This window comes from Leucobacter rhizosphaerae (assembly GCF_022919175.1).
GTDB classification, from domain to species: domain Bacteria; phylum Actinomycetota; class Actinomycetes; order Actinomycetales; family Microbacteriaceae; genus Leucobacter; species Leucobacter rhizosphaerae.
In genome coordinates this window covers 3,256,089-3,270,385 of record NZ_CP095043.1, presented here as the reverse complement: position 1 = coordinate 3,270,385, position 14,297 = coordinate 3,256,089, and the positions used below count along the sequence as shown (strand labels likewise).

Sequence of the window (14,297 nt, the reverse complement as noted above, 5' to 3'; positions counted from 1 at the left end):
TCCTCCTTGTGCACCATGATCGCAGGTGCGTCCGACATCGGGGCCGACGCAGACGACCGGGCCCGTCGGATCGGCCACTGGTGCCGACCCGACGGGCCCGGTTGAGCGTATGCGGACTACTCGGCCGCGTCCTCGGTCTCGGCGGCGTCATCCTCGGCTGCGCCGCGCGGGGTGACGACGTGCACCACGAGCTGCTCGGGATCGTCGAGCAGCGTCGCGCCCTTGGGCAGCGCAACCGCGCCGGCGAGCACCTGGGTGCCGTCCTCGAAGCCCTCGACGTTGACCTCGACGAACTCCGGGATGGAGGTCGCGGGGACGCTCAGACGGAGCGTGTTGAGCTCCTGCAGCGCGTTGGTTCCGGAGAACGGCTCGCCGGTGACGTGCACGGCGACCTCGACCTCGACGACCTCGCCCTTCTTGATGACGATGAGGTCGACGTGCTCGATGATCTGGCGCACGGGATCCTTCTGCACGTCCTTGACGAGCACGAGCTCCTTGCGGCCCTCGATGTCGAGCTCGATGACGGCGTTCGCCTGGCGGATGATCAGGCCGAGCGGGTGCGTCTCGAGCGAGACGTGCACGGGATCGGTGCCGTGCCCGTAGACGACGGCCGGGGTGCGGCCGGCAGCGCGGAGCTTGCGTGCCACGCCCTTGCCGAAGGTCTCGCGGCTGGCGGCGACCAGCTTGTGGGTTTCGCTCATGATGATTCTCCTAGACGGGCTTTCGCCCAATGAGGGCGGCAGTGCCGCCAGGATTGGTGTCTCGCACTCGCGTGAATACGCAGCAAGATGGCCCGCAACGGCAGCCCGTCCCGCGTCGATAACGGGCGCGAACGCCCCTCGCCGAAGTACAGCTCACAAGCTTACACCACGGCGCGCCCGGGTTCCCGCACCGCTCAGCCCACCACCCCGGCGTAGTGGGTCGCCGCGTCCGCGACGCGGTGGTTGTACTCCACGGTGTCGTTGTAGGCCGCGACGGCGGCGATCCAGCGCTCGGGATCCGCGAGGTCGCCGCCGATCCCGCACAGGTAGCGCGCGGCCGACAGACTCGCGTCGTCGATGTTCTGCGGATCCGCGATCCCGTCGCCGTCGCCGTCGACGCCCCACAGCACCCAGGTCGACGGGATGAACTGCATCGGCCCCACGGCCCGATCCCACACCGCGTCGCCGTCGAGGGCGCCGCCGTCGGTGTCCGGGATCGCCATCGTGCGCTGCGTGCCGTCGAGCGGGATCCCGAGGATGGGCGGCGTCGCCGTGCCGGATGCATCGAGCGCGCTGCCGTTGATCGTGCCGTGATACGACTCGACGTACCCGATGCCGGCGAGGGTGTTCCAGCCGATCCGGCACTCCGGGAACTCCTCGGCGACGCGGGTCACCGCGTGGGTGTAGGCGGCGAGCGCCCGATCGCCGATGCCGGTGGCCGCCGCGGTCTCCTGCACCCAGACGGGATCCACCCGGAGCCCATCCCCCACGGGCACGGCGGGGTCGGCCTGCTGGGCCGCGCGGGGAGCCGTGCCGCCGGTCCCGTCAGCCTCACCGGCTCCCGCCGTCATAGGCCCGGCCGCGGCGGTGCCGAAGAGGATCGCACCGACCACCAGCGCCACCCCGGCGAGCCCGGTGCCGAGCGCACCGATGAGCAGCCACTTCCCGCCGCTCATCCGCCTCGCTCCCCTGGTCACGGCTCACCACGCTAGCAGCGGAGTGTGGGAAGGTACCGCGAGTCGGCCGCCGCGGCCCGTCCACACGTCACTCATGGCGGAGATGTCACGGATGCAGGAACGATTCGGGCGCATGGATCCTGCATGTGTGACATCTCCGCCGTGAGTGGTGGCGGGTGGCGGGTGGCGGGTGGCGGGTGGCGGGTGGCGGGTGGCGGGCGGCGGGCGGCAGCAAGGCGGGCGGCAGCAAGGCGGGCGGCAGCCCGCATCCTACTCGCGGACGGTCAGCCGCTCCCCCGCGCGGATCGCCACCGGCAACCGGTTCTCGGGCGTCGGCAGCGGGCACACGAACTGGTCGCTGAACGCGCACGGCGGCAGGAAGGCCCGGTTGAAATCGATGACGGTCGCACCGTCGGCGTCGGGCAGTCCCACGGTCAGGAACCGGAAGCCGTAGCTCTCGTCGCCGTTGGTCGTGTCCCCGAACACCACCGAGATGCCGTCCGGGCGCAGGGTGCCGGTGAGGCGGCGCTCCACCCCGTCCCGTGTGAACACGATCGACCCCGAGGTCTCCGTCTCCTTCTGGTAGCCGTCGGCGAGCTCGATGGTGCGTGCGCGCGGATCCGGCTCGAACCGGGCCTCCAGCCGCCACGCGGGATCCGGATCGAACGCCGCGATCCCGCGCAGGCTCGTGCGCCCCTCCGCGGCGGGATCGAAGATCCGCAGCGCGGGGACCCCGTCTCGCTCGAAGCGGCGCAGGATCCGCTCCCCGGCATGCACGTCGCCGGTCGTGGCGTCGAGCACCAGTGGCGCCGTCGCGTCCGCGCCGTCGGCGAACCGGACCTCGCCCGGCGCGAAGCCCGTCGCGACGAGCCGCTCCCCCTCGGCGGCCCACTGACCCGGCAGACCGGGCACCGACTGCGGGGTGTCGTCTGCGAACCAGAAGGTCAGGGTGAGCGACGCGGGCCCGTGCGGCGCACCGGCCGCAGCGAGACGGCGATCCTGCCAGCCCTGCCAGTCGCGCGCGAACGCCTCATCTGCCGCCACCGCAGCTCCGGCCCCGGAACCGACTCCGGCCGCGACCTCAGCACCGACGCTCACGAGCCCACCACCGCCTCCTCCGCGGCCAGCAGCTCGGCGCGTCCGGTCGCCCAGCCCGCGCGCACCAGCGGCACGACCTCGTCGAGCAGGATCTTCGCCTTGGCGATGGTCTCGTCGATCGTGTGCAGCGCGGGGTGGATTCCGAGCACGAGCTCATCGGTCAGCAGCACCGTCGGGTCGGCGAGCAGGTCGGCGGCGAGCGCCGCCGGATCGCCCCAGATGAAGTTGTCGGAGAGCAGCTGGTCGGCGGGCGAGTCCTCGGGGTTCACGCGGCCGAGGATCCCGGCGTACTCGTTCCAGCGCGCGGCCGTGACCGACGCCTCGGCGAGCGCCGCCTCGGTCGTCACGCCCGGGTAGGCGCTCCGCGAGGTCACCACGTACGGGGTGCGGGTGTCGCCCCACGTCTCGCGGAACACACGACGGTAGTCGAGCACCGTGCGGAGCTGCCGGCGCTGGAAGGTCTGGCGCTCGCCGGGCTCCCGCTCGGGCCCGTTGCCGAAGCGTTCGAGGATGAAGCCGTCGCCCCGCTGCGCGGCGAAGCGGATCGTCGCGTCGTTCGAGCTGCCGTGGAAGAGGCGGCCCTGCAGGGAGGTGTTCGCGGGGTAGATCGACTGCGTGCCCCCCTCGACCTGGTGGCCCTCGAGCGCCCAGTGCAGGGTGTCGATCTTCGCCTCGAAGTTCTTGTCGCGGTCCGGGGTGTACGCCTCGAATACCTGGTACGAGTCGCTCGGCACGCCCTTGCCGAGCCCGACGAGCAGCCGGTGCCCGGAGAGATGGTCGATCACGGAGAGCTCCTCCGCGGCGCGCACGGAGTCGTCGAAGATGATCGGGAGCACGGCGGTGCCGAGCCCGATCCGGTCGGTGGAGGCGGCGAGCGCGCCGAGCACCCCGTATGGGCTCGGCGCGGCGGCCCACCCGCTGCCGAAGTGGCGCGTCGCGATCCACGCGCTGTCGTACCCCTGCTCCTCGAGGGCCTGCACGAGACGGATGTTCTCGCGATAGATCGTGGCGGTGTCCTCGCTCTGGTCGAAGTGGGTGATGAAGCCGATGCGCAGTCGCTCACCGATGTCGGTGCTGCCGAGCGGGCTCCGGGTGCCGAGTACCGGGTGGAGGGGCTGAGTGGTCATGGGAATCTCCTGGAATCTGCGGCGATGCTCCGCCGCGAAAAGTGGTGGGTTATTGCGTGGCGCTCGTCGCGGGTTCGCGCCAGGGCTGACTGACGTCGGGATCCCGCACGCCGTCCTCGTACGGGGTGAGCTGGGCGGGGACGGGGCGATCCGGGATCCCGCGATCCACCCACGGCACGCTCGTCTGCGGCGCGTCGGCCTGGAGCTCGGCGAGCTGCGGTGCGAAGAGCTCGATCGACTCGAGCACGTGCTGGTGCTGCACGTGCGGACCGTGGAACTGGATCGCCGTCTCCTCGGTGCCGCCGAACTGGTCCGTCCACTCCCAGATCTTGTCGGCGACCTCGCTCGCCGTGCCGACGGCGAACGACAGCTTCTCCGCGATGTCGTCGAAGGCCGCGCTGTCGGGTCCACCGGTCCACCGGGTCCGCAGGTACACCGCGGCGTACTCGCGCAGGAACTCGACAGCGCGCTCGCGCGCGATCTCCCGGGTCGGGCCGACGAGACCGGAGCGGAGGTGGATCACCTCGCCCCCGGGCACGGCCGCGCGGTACTCGTCGTTGATCTTCAGGCGCTGCGCGAGCGGCAGCGGGCGCGGGATCATGAGGCGGAAGCCGTGCTCCGTGGCGAGCGGGATCGCGTTGCGACCGGCGGCCGTCCAGATCAGGTCCTTCGCGGGCCGCCCAGGCGGCGGCGAGATCTGCACGTTCGAGAACCGGTAGAACTCGCCGGTGTAGTCCACGACCCCGGTATCGAATGCCTGCGCGAGGATCTCGTGCACCTCGCGAGCGCGCTGCGCCGCGTCGTCGGGGGTGAACCCCCACACCGCCGCCAGTTCGGGGGTCGTCATGCCGGTCCCGACGCCGAGGTCGAGGCGCCCGCCGGACAGGGCGTCGACCAGGGCGACCTGCTCGGCGAGCCGGATCGGGTGGTAGTACGGGGCGCAGGCGATGGCGGTGCCGAGCCGGATGCGCTGGGTGGTGCCGCTCAACCGCGCGAACAGCGTGAGCGGATCCGGCACCTCTCCGCGCGCGGAGAAGTGGTGCTCGGTGACCCAGGCGCCGTGGTAGCCGAGCTGGTCGCCCAGTACGATCTGCTCCTCGATCTCACGGTAGAGCTGTGCGGGCGACTGCCCCGGGGAGGTGTCGCCGTAGTAGAAGAGGTCGATGCGTGGCATGGCCCCGGTCCTTTCATGTGGGGTGCGGGCGGGCGGGCTGAGCGTGTGCGCTCGCCCGCCCGACCGCGCTGAGGGTCGCTACGGGTGGGTGCGGACTACTGCTGCAGCCAGACGTCGTAGAACGAGTCCGTGTAGCCCACGGCGTCGAACTTCCAGCCGTGCACCTCGTCGGTCGTGCCGACGATCTTCTTGGGCACGTAGACCGGGACCGCGAAGCCCTCGTCGATGATCCGGTTCTGCGCGACCTTCGCGGCCTCGATGCGCTCGGCCGGGTCGAGGGAGCTGCTGATCGTCGCGTACGCCTCGTCGATCGTGGGGTCGCTGAGCAGCCCGTAGTTGATGCCGGAGCCGCCGTTCGAGCTCGGGATCGCGATCGTCGTGAACGGGAACACCGAGGTGCCGACATCCGCGAAGCCGCGGGACGAGTCCGCGAGGTGGTGCTCGCCCTTCGCGAGCTCCACACCATAGGCCGCCGTGTCGAACGGGGTGCGAATGACCTCGAAGCCCACGTCCTTCAGCGAGGAGGCGATCGCCTCGCCCAGCTGCTGGCGCTGGTCGGTCTGCTGGTAGAGGCTGTCGACGTACCAGTTGAGCGTGAGCCGCTCGCCGTCCTTGACGCGGTACCCCTCGTCGTCGACCTCGGTATAGCCGGCCTCTTCGAGCAGCTCCACGGCCGCGTCGGCGTCGTAGCCCCAGCTGTCGACGAGCGTCTCGTCGAAGGCGCCCTCCGGCGGGGTGCCGGGCAGAGTGGTGCTCCAGGCCTTGTCGTAGACCCCGGCGTAGACGCCGTCGAGCAGGCCGTCGATGTCAATCGCCTCGCGGAAGGCGAGCCGCACGTTCTTGTCGTCGAACGGTGCGAGGTTCGGGTTCAGCGCCACGTAGTACGGGGTGCCCGTGTTGTCCTTCTCGAGTACCTGGAGCCCGGCGCCCTCGACCTCGGGGATGTTGAGCGGCGGCACCTGGTCGATCGCGTCGGCCTGCCCCGACGTGATGGCGCCGATGCGCGCCTGCGTCTCCGGCACGAACTGGATGGTGACCTCGTCGAGGTAGGCGGCGCCCTGGTGGTCCCAGGTCTCCGGGGCCCAGTTGTAGTCCTCGTTGCGCTCGAGCACGAGCTTCGCGCCCTTCGAGTACTCCTTGACCTTGAATGCACCGGTGCCGATCGAGAGCTCCGGGGAGGCCGCGAGCTCGGCCGGGGTGTGCTCTGTCAGCACCTTGCCCGAGTAGATCGGCCAGTGCGGCGTCGAGAACGCGTGGATCAGCCCGGCGTTCTGGCGGCCGAGCTTCACCGCGAGGGTGTACTCGTCGACGACCTCGGTCTCGACGATGCCGTTCGACACGGTCGCGAGATCCGGCTCGTTGATCGGGCGATCGATGTTCTGCTTCAGCACCTCGGCATTGAACGGCGTCCCATCGTGGAACGTGACGTCGTCTCGCAGCGTGAAGGTGTAGGTCAGCCCGTCTTCGCTGATCTCCCAGTCCGTGGCGAGGCCCGGCTTGTAGGTGCCGTCCTCGTCCTGAGCGATGAGCGTGTCGAAGATCGAGCTGTTGATCGAGTTCGCGTTCAGGCTCGGGATCCGCTGGCCGTCCCACACGGGCGGCTCGGTGTTGGCGAAGTAGGTGAGGGTGCCGCCCTCGACCGGGGTGGCGTCTGCGGCGACCTCGTTGGCGGCCGAGTCGCCGCCGCTCGACGTGCAGCCCGCGAGCCCGAGGAGGGCCGCGATGGCGAGGGACGGGAGGATGAGTTTCTTTCGATTCATGATCGGGAGATGCTTTCGGTTGATGTGGATACGACGGGTGGTGCGTCTGCGGGGCCGGGTGCGGCGTCGCGCGCGGCGCGCGGCAGCCCGGGATGCTGCGGCCCGGTGGGGACGTGCAGCGTCGGAATCGCGTCGATGAGTTCGCGCGTGTACTGGTGCCTCGGGTCGGTGAACACGGCCTCGGTGTGACCCGCCTCGACCACCCGGCCGCTGCGCATCACGAGGACCTCGTGCGCGATGTGCCGGATGACTCCGAGATCGTGCGAGATGAAGAGGAGCGAAACGCCGAGCCGTTCCTGCAGGTCGGCGAGCAGGTCGAGCACCTGCGCCTGGATCGACACGTCGAGGGCCGAGACGGCCTCGTCGCACACGATCACCTCGGGATCGGTGGCGAGCGCGCGCGAGATGGCGACGCGCTGCCGCTGACCACCGGAGAGCTCCAGCGGGTTGCGGCCGAGGTGCGCGCTGCCGAGTTCGACCTGCTCGAGCAGGGCCACCGAGCGGTCGCGCTGCTCGCTCCTCGGCACTCCGATCGCGTCGAGCGCCTCGGAGAGGATCGCCTGCACCGACGCGCGGGGGTCGAACGACCCGAGCGGATCCTGCGAGATCGACTGGATCCGGCGGCGGCGAGCGCGGCGATCCCGCTCCCGAGCCGACGACCAGGGCTGCCCGTCGAGCAGCACCTCACCGGACTCGGGAGTCGTGAAGCCGAGCACCACGTGGGCCGCGGTGGATTTGCCGGACCCCGATTCCCCGACGATGCCGAGCGTGCGGCCGCGCTGCAGGGCGAACGACACCCGGTCGAGCGCGGTCGTCTCCCCGCCGCCCGGGCGCGGGTAGTGCTTCACGAGGTCGAGCGCCTGGAGCACCGGGGTGTCGCGGTCGACCTCGGAGGCTGCTGCGGGTGCCGCCGCCTCCGTGAGTCGCGGGGCGGTCGACGCCGGGGCTGTCGACGCCGGGGCGGCCGAGGCGGGAGTCGCCGAGAGTCGCTGGCCGCGCGAGCGCTGCGACGGGATCGCCGCCAGCAGCTGCTTCGTGTACTCCGAGGTCGGAGCGCCGAGCACCCGATCCGGCGCGCCCTGCTCCACGACCTCGCCCCGGTGCAGCACGAGGATCTCGTCGGCGAGCTGCGACACGACCGCGAGGTCGTGACTCACGAGGATCAGGCCCGTGCCCTGCTGCCGGAGGCGATCCAGCAGCGCGAGCACCTGCGCCTGGACGGTGACGTCGAGGGCCGTCGTGGGCTCGTCGGCGATGAGCACCCCGGGCGACGCGGCGACGGCGCTCGCGATGAGCGCGCGCTGCCGGAGCCCGCCGGAGAGTTCGTGGGGGTACTGCCGCGCCCGGACCGAGGCGTCGGGCACTCCGGCGCTCTCGAGCAGCTCGATCGCGCGCTCTGCACGGCCCGCGCGACCCAGTCGACGGTGCGCGCGGAGCGGTTCGGCGACCTGCGCACCGACCCGGGCGAGCGGATCGAGGGAGACGAGCGCGTCCTGCAGCACCAGCCCCACCTCGCTGCCGCGCAGCTCGCGCCACTCGCGCTCGGTCAGGTTCAGGAGATCGTGATCGCCCAGGCGAAGCGTGGTCGCGGAGACCGTCGAGCCGCGCCCGACGAGGCCGAGCAGACTGCGCGCGGTGACCGACTTGCCCGATCCCGACTCCCCCACCAGCGCGACGCACTGGCCCGGGGTGAGCTGGAAGCTGAGGCCGCGGACGGCCGTGAGGTCGCCGAAGGTCACCGACAGATCCTCGACGTGCACGAGCGGTGTGACCGTCATAGTGAACTCCGTTTCGTGATGAAGCGCTGCTGGAACCAGCGGCCGACGACCGTGATCGAGACGACCGTGACCGTGATGAGGAGTCCCGGCCAGATCGCGATCCACGGCGCGATGCTGAGGTACTGCCGGGCCTCGGAGAGCATGAGGCCCCACTCCGGGGTCGGCGGAACCGCGCCCAGCCCAAGGAAGCTCAAGGAGGCGCCGAAGATGATGCTGACGCCGACGCCGAGCACGGCGTGCACGAGCACGGGGCCGAGGCTGTTGGGCACCACGTGCCGGATGATCAGGCGGGCCGGGTGCAGGCCGAGGCCGATCCCGGAGCGCACGAAGCCGGACTCCCGGATCCGCAGCACCTCACCACGCACGAGGCGCGCGGAGCCCGGGATCCGCCCGAGCCCGACGGCCCAGATGAGGCTCCACTCGCCAGGACCGAGCACCGTGATGGTGACGAGGGCGACGAGCACGTCGGGGAACGCGAGCAGTACGTCCAGGAAGCGGGTGATGACCCGGTCCCAGGTGCCGCGGGCGTACCCCGCGAGCACCCCGAGCGCGATGCCGCCGACGAGGCCGATGAGGGTCGCGCCGACGCCGAGCAGGATCGAGTAGCGGGCACCGTACACGAGCCGGGTGAACTGATCGCGACCGAGCTGATCCGTGCCGAGCCAGTGCTCCGCGCTGGGCTCAGCGAAGGCGTCCGCGGGGTTACTGGCGTAGGGGTCCTGGCCCGAGAACACACTCGGCGCGAGGGCCGCGACCACGAGCAGCAGGAAGACGACCAGGGCGAGCAGCACCCCGAGCGGGGGCAGCTCGAACCGTCGCACGGCGGCACGGGCCGCGGGCGCGGCACTGCGGTTGGCCTGCAGCGTCATCGCGACTCCTTCAGTCTCGGGTCGATCAGCGGGAGCACGAGATCGACGATGGTGTTGATGACGATGAAGACGAGCGCGGCGAAGATCACGAAGCCGAGCACGACGGGCACGTCGCGATCCTGCAGTGCCATCACGATGACACGGCCGATGCCCGGGCGGGCGAACAGCGTCTCGATGACCACGGTGCCCGTCAACAGGGAGCCGAAGATGATGCTGCTGAGGGTCAGCGCCGGCACACTCGCGTGCCGCAGCAGGTGCCCCGAGCGGAGCCGGGACTCGCTGACCCCGCGGGCCCGGATCGTGGTGACGAACGGCTCGTGGAGCTGGTGCTCGATCCGCTCGCGGAGGATCTGGGTGATGACCCCGACGAGCGGCACCGCGAGGGTGATGACCGGCAGGATCAGACCGGCGGGCGAGTCGCCGCTGAAGGCGGGCACCCAGCGCAGACCGAAGGAGAAGATCGTCATGAGCACGATGCCGAGCCAGAACGACGGCACCGAGACCGCGACGATCTCGAGGCCCTGCGCCACGATCCGCACCCCCGGGCGCTGCCCGCTGGTGAGCAGCGCGAGTGCGATCGAGGCGGCGACGGCGACGAGCATCGCCGCGACGGTCAGCTCGACCGTGGCGCCGAGTTCGCTGAAGAGCACCTGCGTCACCGGGGAGCCGCGGTGGTAGCTCGTGCCGAGATCCCCCTGCACGACCCCGAAGAGGTAATTGAAGTACTGCACGATGGTCGGCTGGTCGAGACCGTAGTGCGCGGCGATCTCGGCGCGCATCTCGGGCGTCGCGTCCTGCACACCGGAGAGCAGCACGTCGAGCGGGTTGCCGGGAATGAGCTGGAGCGCGAGGAACGCGATCGTCGCCGCGAGCCACACGACCAGCACCAGGTCGAAGATGCTGCGCACGAGCACACGCGCCCAGCGGGGCGCGGATCCCGCGCGGGGCGTGCGGAGCGCAGCACCGGAGCGCGGCTCCGGGACGTCCGCGCCGCTCGTCTCGTCGAGGGTCGGGAGGCTCACTCCTCCCACCTCCGCACGCCGCCGTTGCGGTCGAACTCGTCGCGGACCGCGGCCCGGAGCTCGGCATCGGCCAGGTAGTCGGCGGCGAGGCCGGCGAGGGCGATCGCTGCGTCGACGAGGGCGTCGATTGCGGGCGGCTCGATCGTGCTCGCGGCGAAGGCCGCGTTGTGCGGCAGCACGTCGGGGGCGCCGCCGAGTCCGAGAGCTGGGTGGACCGCGGGGATCGCCCAGCTCACGTTGCCCATGTCGGTCGAGGGGCCGCCCTGCGTGGGGCGCGCCGGAGCGAGCGGCACGGTGCGGCCGCGGGTCTCGAGGTGCCGGGCCCAGTGCGTGTTCATCAGCACGTTCGGCTTGAGCGGGAGGTACGGCGGCTCGAAGTCGGCATCGATCTCGGCGGTCGTGCCGGTGGCGAGGGCGGCGGCCTCGAGAATGTCGAGCACGCGCTCGGTCAGCACCTTGAGCGTCTCGATCTCGGAGGAGCGCACGAGGAACTCCGCCTCGGTGAGCTCCGGCACGACGTTGGGCGCGACGCCGCCGTTCGTGATGATGCCGTGGATGCGGTCGATCGGGAGAATGTGCTGGCGCAGCTGCGCGATCGACTGGTAGGCCGTGACCACCGCGTCGAGGGCGTTGAGGCCGAGGTAGGGGCTCGCGGCGGCGTGACCGGCGCGGCCGCGGTAGCGGACCCGGATCCGGCGCACCCCGCTGGTGCCGGAACCGGTGATCGGCGAGACCTGGTTGCCCACCGAGGGGTGCACCATGCCGGCCGCGTCGACGCCGTCGAACCCGCCGGCGCGGAGCACGTGCTCCTTGCCGCCACCGCCCTCCTCCGCCGGGGTGCCGATGATGCTCAGGCGGCCACCGAGCGCCTCGACCTCGGGGGCGAGCGCGAGGAAGGCGCCGGTCGCGAGAGCAGCGATGATGTTGTGGCCGCAGGCGTGCCCGATCTCGGGCAGCGCGTCGTACTCGGCGACGATCGCGAAGTGGGGGGCTGCGCTTCCGGTTGTCTCGGAGGTGTGTGCTGCGGTTGCCGCGCCCACCGAGGCGGCGAAGGCCGTTTCGAGGCCGAAGGTGCCGATCTCGGGGGTGATCCCGTGCCGGGAGAGCACCTCGGCGATGCGCGCCACACTGCGGTGCTCGTCGAAGCCGAGCTCCGGATCCTCGAACAGTGCGATGGCGAGCGCGCGGAGTTCGTCGCGCAGTCCTTCGACGCGCTCGGCGATGCGGGCGTGGACCTCGGGCGCGGCGCCCGGGAACGCGGCGACGGGTGCGACGTCGGACGCGGGTGTGGACGGTGTGGCCGACGCGTAGGCGGTGTAGACCTCAAGCGGGTCGGTGCCGGTGCGGGTCATGGGTGCTCCTGTGGGGGGGTGGGGTGTGGGCAGGTGCTGCGCTGGTGTGAGCGGGTGCTGGTGCTGGTGTGAGCGATTTCTGGTGCCGGTGTCGGTGTGAGCGATTCCTGGTGCCGTCAGTCGTGCTCGGGGTACCGGGGATCGAACGGTGTGTCGCCGATCGTGGCTGTGACCGCAGCGTCGATCTCGGCGACCACCGCGGGATCGAGCTTCGCGTCGGCGGCGCGCTGATTCTCCGCCAGGTGCGCGCTCGACCGGGATCCGACGACCGCCAGTGCGTGAGGCTGCGTGGTGAAGATCCAGGCCAGGCTGAGCTGGTGCGCGGAGAGTTCGAGGGGCGCACCGATGCGCTCGAGCTCGGCGAAGAGCTGGGACTTGTGCTCGGGGCGCAGGCCGCGGCCGATCAGCGGCCAGTACGCGATGAACGGGATCCCCCGCTCACCCAGACGCGCGATGAGGCGGTCGTTCTGGCGTGCAGCGAGGTTGTAGAGGCTCTGCACCGCGGCGAGGCGAGGCTCCAGCGCGAGGATAGCGTCGAGCTGCTCGGTGCTCGGCTCACTCACGCCGATGGCACCGACATCGCCGCGATCCCGCGCGTCCTGCAGCACGCCGATCTGATCTTCGAGCGGGAAGTTCGGGTCGATCCGGTGCAGGTAGAGCAGCTCGATGCGCTCGCGCCGCAGCCGCTGGAGGCTGAGCTGGATCTGCTGGCGCAGGTAGTCGGGATGGCCGAGGATGCCCCACTGGTTCGCGGCCGGGCGGAGCATGCCGATCTTCGTGGCTACGAGCACATCGTCACGGGCGCCGAGGGCATCGCCGATGAGCTGCTCGCTCACACCCGGGCCGAGGGCGTCAGCGGTGTCCACGTAGCCGAAGCCGGCATTCACGGCGTCGAGGAGCAGGCGCTTCGACTGCTCCGGATCCACCGGCACGCCCCAGCCGTCACCCGCGGTGAGCCGAGCCGCGCCGAAGCCGACGCGGGAGACCGTGCGGCCGGCGAGTTCGAGCGTGCCGGGGTGCGGCGCGGCGCCTGGGGTGCCGGAGGCCTGCGTGGTCGCGGCGGTCTGCGTGAGGGTGTCTGCGCTCATGTCTGCTGTCCTTGCTCTGCGGGGGCGCGGTGCGAACACGCACCGACCCTGATCCAGAACCTCAGCGTATGGGAGTCATAACTCCAGCCTCTTGTTTGTTACGCCGTGAGCGTCACTTTTCTCCGGCTCGGCGTCACGCAGCGACACAGTTCGTCACACGTCCCGTCCCCCTCGGCGCGTGTGCAATGGGAGCGCGCGGCGATCCCGCGCCGCTTGCCTCACGTTCCACGGATATCGCTCACGCGGGGTTCGGGAATGGGGGTGGCGGGCACCGCAGCCGCCCCGGGCGAAGCAGCCCCACTCGGGGCACAGAGCCCCCGGGCACACGAAAACGGGGCGGCGCACCCGAAGGTGCACCGCCCCGTCGCGCGGAAGCCTTGCGCGCTACGCCGCGCCCTCGAACATCGAGGTCACGGAACCGTCCTCGAACACCTCGTGGATCGCCTTCGCCAGCAGCGGCGCGATCGGCAGCACGGTCAGCTTGTCGAACTGCTTCTCGGGACCCACCGGCAGCGTGTCGGTGACGACCACCTGGTCGATGAAGTCCTTCGACAGGTGCTCGGTCGCCTGGCCGGAGAAGATCGCGTGGGTGCACGCGATGGTCACACCCCGTGCCCCCGCAGCCTTCAGCGCCTCGGCCGCCTTCGCGATCGTGCCGCCCGTGTCGATCATGTCGTCGACGACCACGCACCAGCGATCCTTCACGTCACCGACGATCTCGTGCACCGAGACCTGGTTCGGCACGAGCGGATCGCGACGCTTGTGAATGATCGCGAGCGGCGCGCCGAGCTTGTCGCTCCAGACGTCGGCGACGCGCACGCGGCCCATGTCCGGCGACACGACGGTGAGGTCGTCGCGGTCGATCGTCTTGCGGAAGTGGTCGAGCAGCACCGGCATGGCGAAGAGGTGATCCACCGGACCGTCGAAGAAGCCCTGGATCTGCGACGCGTGCAAGTCCACCGACATGATGCGGTGCGCACCGGCCGCCTTGAACAGGTCCGCGACGAGCCGCGCCGAGATCGGCTCGCGACCGCGGCCCTTCTTGTCCTGGCGCGAGTAGGGGTAGAAGGGCGCCACCACGGTGATGCGCTTCGCCGAGGCGCGCTTCAGGGCGTCGACCATGATGAGCTGCTCCATGAGCCACTCGTTGATCGGGTTCGTGTGCGACTGGATCACAAACGCATCGGACCCGCGCACGCTCTCGTCGAAGCGCGCGTAGAGCTCCCCGTTCGCGAAGGTCCGCGAATCGGTCGGCACGAGCTCGGCGCCGAGTTCCGCGGCCACCTGCTCCGCAAGTTCGGGATAGGCCCGGCCCGTAATCAAGACGAGCTTCTTCTGCCCCGCCATCTCGATATTGCTCATCGCTGCGTGT

At 70.8% G+C, this 14,297-nt stretch carries 12 protein-coding genes; all 12 read right to left on the bottom strand.

Annotation, left to right across the window (positions count from 1 at the left end):
• Positions 1 to 116: 116 nt before the first annotated feature.
• The 12 genes from MUN76_RS15035 to MUN76_RS14980 all read right to left on the bottom strand — a co-directional run bounded on the left by MUN76_RS15035 (position 117) and on the right by MUN76_RS14980 (position 14,287).
• On the bottom strand, positions 117 to 701 hold the full coding sequence (locus tag MUN76_RS15035; protein ID WP_244685870.1) for a 50S ribosomal protein L25/general stress protein Ctc: 585 nt from the start codon (positions 699 to 701) through the stop codon (positions 117 to 119).
• Between the two features lie 194 nt (positions 702 to 895).
• Positions 896 to 1,657, bottom strand: a complete 762-nt coding sequence (locus MUN76_RS15030) for a lytic transglycosylase domain-containing protein (protein ID WP_244685868.1) — start codon at positions 1,655 to 1,657, stop codon at positions 896 to 898.
• Between the two features lie 270 nt (positions 1,658 to 1,927).
• A complete protein-coding gene (locus MUN76_RS15025; protein WP_244685866.1) occupies positions 1,928 to 2,755 on the bottom strand; it encodes a DUF1684 domain-containing protein in 828 nt (275 codons plus the stop codon).
• Complete coding sequence (locus MUN76_RS15020) at positions 2,752 to 3,882, bottom strand: LLM class flavin-dependent oxidoreductase (RefSeq protein WP_244685865.1); 1,131 nt, start codon at positions 3,880 to 3,882, stop codon at positions 2,752 to 2,754. The genes MUN76_RS15025 and MUN76_RS15020 overlap by 4 nt, the downstream gene beginning before the upstream one ends.
• A gap of 49 nt (positions 3,883 to 3,931) precedes the next feature.
• Complete coding sequence (locus MUN76_RS15015) at positions 3,932 to 5,056, bottom strand: LLM class flavin-dependent oxidoreductase (RefSeq protein WP_244685863.1); 1,125 nt, start codon at positions 5,054 to 5,056, stop codon at positions 3,932 to 3,934.
• 95 nt (positions 5,057 to 5,151) lie between these two features.
• Positions 5,152 to 6,816, bottom strand: a complete 1,665-nt coding sequence (locus MUN76_RS15010) for an ABC transporter substrate-binding protein (protein WP_244685861.1) — start codon at positions 6,814 to 6,816, stop codon at positions 5,152 to 5,154.
• Positions 6,813 to 8,594, bottom strand: coding sequence for a dipeptide ABC transporter ATP-binding protein (locus MUN76_RS15005; protein ID WP_244685859.1), 1,782 nt, complete (start codon positions 8,592 to 8,594; stop codon positions 6,813 to 6,815). The genes MUN76_RS15010 and MUN76_RS15005 overlap by 4 nt, the downstream gene beginning before the upstream one ends.
• Entirely contained in the window at positions 8,591 to 9,463 is an 873-nt protein-coding gene (locus MUN76_RS15000; protein WP_244685858.1) for an ABC transporter permease, read from the bottom strand. The genes MUN76_RS15005 and MUN76_RS15000 overlap by 4 nt, the downstream gene beginning before the upstream one ends.
• Positions 9,460 to 10,485 carry an ABC transporter permease gene (locus MUN76_RS14995; RefSeq protein WP_244685856.1) on the bottom strand — a complete coding sequence of 342 codons (1,026 nt, stop codon included), beginning with the start codon at positions 10,483 to 10,485 and terminating at the stop codon, positions 9,460 to 9,462. The genes MUN76_RS15000 and MUN76_RS14995 overlap by 4 nt, the downstream gene beginning before the upstream one ends.
• A complete protein-coding gene (locus MUN76_RS14990) occupies positions 10,482 to 11,837 on the bottom strand; it encodes an amidohydrolase (RefSeq protein ID WP_244685854.1) in 1,356 nt (451 codons plus the stop codon). The genes MUN76_RS14995 and MUN76_RS14990 overlap by 4 nt, the downstream gene beginning before the upstream one ends.
• Before the next feature lie 116 nt (positions 11,838 to 11,953).
• Complete coding sequence (locus MUN76_RS14985; protein ID WP_244685852.1) at positions 11,954 to 12,925, bottom strand: aldo/keto reductase; 972 nt, start codon at positions 12,923 to 12,925, stop codon at positions 11,954 to 11,956.
• A gap of 384 nt (positions 12,926 to 13,309) precedes the next feature.
• A complete protein-coding gene (locus MUN76_RS14980; protein WP_244685850.1) occupies positions 13,310 to 14,287 on the bottom strand; it encodes a ribose-phosphate diphosphokinase in 978 nt (325 codons plus the stop codon).
• Positions 14,288 to 14,297: the final 10 nt, after the last annotated feature.

Excerpts from the sequence above, each read along its gene's own strand:
- MUN76_RS14985 (WP_244685852.1), bottom strand. The coding sequence starts at position 12,925 with ATGAGCGCAGACACCCTCACGCAGACCGCCGCGACCACGCAGGCCTCC.
- MUN76_RS14980 (WP_244685850.1), bottom strand. The coding sequence starts at position 14,287 with ATGAGCAATATCGAGATGGCGGGGCAGAAGAAGCTCGTCTTGATTACG.
- MUN76_RS15010 (WP_244685861.1), bottom strand. The coding sequence starts at position 6,816 with ATGAATCGAAAGAAACTCATCCTCCCGTCCCTCGCCATCGCGGCCCTC.
- MUN76_RS15020 (WP_244685865.1), bottom strand. The coding sequence starts at position 3,882 with ATGACCACTCAGCCCCTCCACCCGGTACTCGGCACCCGGAGCCCGCTC.
- MUN76_RS15035 (WP_244685870.1), bottom strand. The coding sequence starts at position 701 with ATGAGCGAAACCCACAAGCTGGTCGCCGCCAGCCGCGAGACCTTCGGC.
- MUN76_RS15000 (WP_244685858.1), bottom strand. The coding sequence starts at position 9,463 with ATGACGCTGCAGGCCAACCGCAGTGCCGCGCCCGCGGCCCGTGCCGCC.
- MUN76_RS15005 (WP_244685859.1), bottom strand. The coding sequence starts at position 8,594 with ATGACGGTCACACCGCTCGTGCACGTCGAGGATCTGTCGGTGACCTTC.
- MUN76_RS14990 (WP_244685854.1), bottom strand. The coding sequence starts at position 11,837 with ATGACCCGCACCGGCACCGACCCGCTTGAGGTCTACACCGCCTACGCG.
- MUN76_RS15015 (WP_244685863.1), bottom strand. The coding sequence starts at position 5,056 with ATGCCACGCATCGACCTCTTCTACTACGGCGACACCTCCCCGGGGCAG.
- MUN76_RS15030 (WP_244685868.1), bottom strand. The coding sequence starts at position 1,657 with ATGAGCGGCGGGAAGTGGCTGCTCATCGGTGCGCTCGGCACCGGGCTC.